3 protein-coding genes are annotated in these 2,304 nt (G+C 70.0%); all 3 read right to left on the reverse strand.

Annotation, left to right across the window (positions count from 1 at the left end):
• Positions 1 to 73: 73 nt before the first annotated feature.
• Positions 74 to 610, reverse strand: a complete 537-nt coding sequence (locus tag NA4_RS24770; RefSeq protein ID WP_067474656.1) for a GNAT family N-acetyltransferase — start codon at positions 608 to 610, stop codon at positions 74 to 76.
• Positions 607 to 1,515, reverse strand: a complete 909-nt coding sequence (locus tag NA4_RS24775; RefSeq protein WP_067474659.1) for a TIGR01777 family oxidoreductase — start codon at positions 1,513 to 1,515, stop codon at positions 607 to 609. The genes NA4_RS24770 and NA4_RS24775 overlap by 4 nt, the downstream gene beginning before the upstream one ends.
• A gap of 19 nt (positions 1,516 to 1,534) precedes the next feature.
• Positions 1,535 to 2,304: 2-oxoglutarate dehydrogenase, E2 component, dihydrolipoamide succinyltransferase (gene sucB, locus NA4_RS24780; protein WP_067474662.1), on the reverse strand; the 770-nt coding region annotated here is incomplete at its 5' end.

The following is a 2,304-nucleotide window of genomic DNA, read 5'->3' on the forward strand; positions in this document are numbered from 1 at the left end:
TAGGCAAGTCACCACTTGCCTGTCACGGGATGACGGCGGGCGATCGCGAGCGCTGTGCAACGGATGAACGTGCTCAGTCGACGGTGATGGGGAGCGTCAATTGCATCAGGGTCAAATCCATCCAGCGCCCGAACTTGTGGCCGACTTCGGGCAGCACGCCGACCGTGCGGAAGCCGAAGCGCTCATGCAGCTGGATCGACCCGGTGTTGCCAGCTTCGATGGCGGCGACCATGGCGTGCACCGTGCCCGCGCGGCGCGCGCGTTCGATGAGTTCGGTGAGCAGGCCGGTGGCGATGCCGCGGCGGTGGAAGCGCTCGTCGACATAGACCGAATTCTCCACGGTGAAGCGATAACCCGACTTGGTGCGCCACGGGCCGTAGCTCGCATACCCGGCCACCTCGCCGTCGATGGCGGCGACCAGCACCGGTAGACCGGCGGCGGTGCGATCGCGGTACCAGGTTGCGCGGTTGTCGAGACCGACCTGCTCGGTGTCCCAGATCGCGGTGGAGGCGGCGATGTTCGCGTTGTGGATGGTGAGGATCGCGGGCAGGTCGTCGAGGGTCGCGTCGCGGATGACGGTGGCGGGCCCGGTGTCGAGCCGGTCGGTCATCGATCGTCTCCGGGTCGTCCCACCGTGGCGGCCAGCGCGGCGCCGATGGTGGGATGCTGGAACTGGTAGCCCGCCTCCTCGAGCGCGGTGGGGATCGCCCTGGGGCCGTGCAGGATCGCCTCCTGCGCAAGTTCGCCGACCAGCGTGCGCAACACGAACGAAGGAACCACCAGTGGAGTGGGCCGGTGCAGCGCGCGCCCCAGCGCACGGCTGAACTCGGCGTTGGTGACCGGTGCCGGACCGACCACGTTGATCGGACCGGACACCGCGTCGTGGGTGAGCGCGAACAGGATCGCGCCGATCTCGTCGGCCATCGAGATCCACGGCGTGTACTGCCGTCCGTTGCCCAGCCGGCCGCCCAACCCGAGCGAGTACAGCGGGTGCAGCATGCCGAGCATGCCCCCGGCGCGGGACAGGACAACCGCGCTGCGCAGCAGCACCGTGCGCACACCGGCCGCGGTGGCGGTCGCGGTCGCGTTCTCCCAGTCTCGGCACAGCGTGGCCAGGAAACCGGAACCGGCGGAGGAGGTTTCGGTGACCACCCGGTCGCCGGTGGCGCCGCCGTAGTAGTGCACACCGCTGGCATTGAGCAGCACCGGCACGTTCGCGGCGACGACCGCGTCGGCGAGCACATCGGTGGGCGTGATCCGGCTGTCGCGCAACTCCTGTTTGAAGCTGCCGGTCCAGCGGCGTCCGCCGACGCTCGCGCCGCACAGGTTGACCACGGCGTCGGCGCCGCGAAGCGCTCGCTCGTCCAGCTCGGCGCGGGTGGGGTTCCAGGCGAATTCGTCGGGGCCCGCCGCCTTTCGGCGCACCAGCCGGGCGACCTCGTGCCCGTCGCGGCGCAGGGCCGCGACGAGCGCCGTCCCGATCAACCCGGACGAGCCGGCGATCACGACCTTCATACGTGCCGCGGGACCTTCCTCACAGGCCGAGATCGGCCTCGAACGCCGCTTCTTCGAGCCGGTGCCGGATCGTGGTCAGGAAGCGACCGGCGTCGGCGCCGTCGATCAGGCGGTGGTCGTAGGTGAGCGGCAGGTAGCACATCGAGCGGACACCGATGGACTCGTTGCCGGTCTCGTCGGTCACCACGACCGGGCGCTTGACGATCGCGCCCGTGCCCAGCATCGCCGCCTGCGGCGGAACCAGGATCGGGGTGTCGAACAGCGCGCCCTGGCTGCCGATGTTGGTGATGGTGAAGGTGCCACCGGCCAGCTCGTCGGGCTTGAGGCCGCCGGAGCGGGCGCGATTGGCGATGTCGGCAATGGCCCGCGCCAGACCCGCCAGGGACAGGTCGCTGGCGTTGTGGATCACCGGGGACAGCAGGCCCTGATCGGTGTCGACGGCGATGCCGAGATGCACCGAGGCGTGGTAGGTGATCTCCTTGGAGCCCTCGTCGTAGCTGGCGTTGACGTTCGGGTGCACGCCGAGCGCCTCGACGACCGCCTTCGCGAAGAACGGCAGGAACGTCAGGTTGACGCCCTCGCGCTCGGCGAACGTCGCCTTGGCCTGCTTGCGCAGCGCGGCGATCTTGGTGACGTCGGCCTCGTGCACCTGGGTCAGCTGCGCGGTGGTCTGCAGCGATTCGCGGGTCTTGGTCGCGGTGATCTGGCGGATGCGGTTGGCCTTCTGCACCGTGCCGACCAGATGGGCCAGCTGCGGGCGGGCCGCGGCGGGCGCGGAGGGCGCCTTGG

This window comes from Nocardia amamiensis NBRC 102102 (genome assembly GCF_001612745.1).
In the GTDB taxonomy this organism is placed as follows: domain Bacteria; phylum Actinomycetota; class Actinomycetes; order Mycobacteriales; family Mycobacteriaceae; genus Nocardia; species Nocardia amamiensis.

Bases quoted from the DNA above. Each gene is read 5' to 3' on its own strand.
- NA4_RS24770 (WP_067474656.1), bottom strand. From the start codon at position 610: ATGACCGACCGGCTCGACACCGGGCCCGCCACCGTCATCCGCGACGCG.
- NA4_RS24775 (WP_067474659.1), bottom strand. From the start codon at position 1,515: ATGAAGGTCGTGATCGCCGGCTCGTCCGGGTTGATCGGGACGGCGCTC.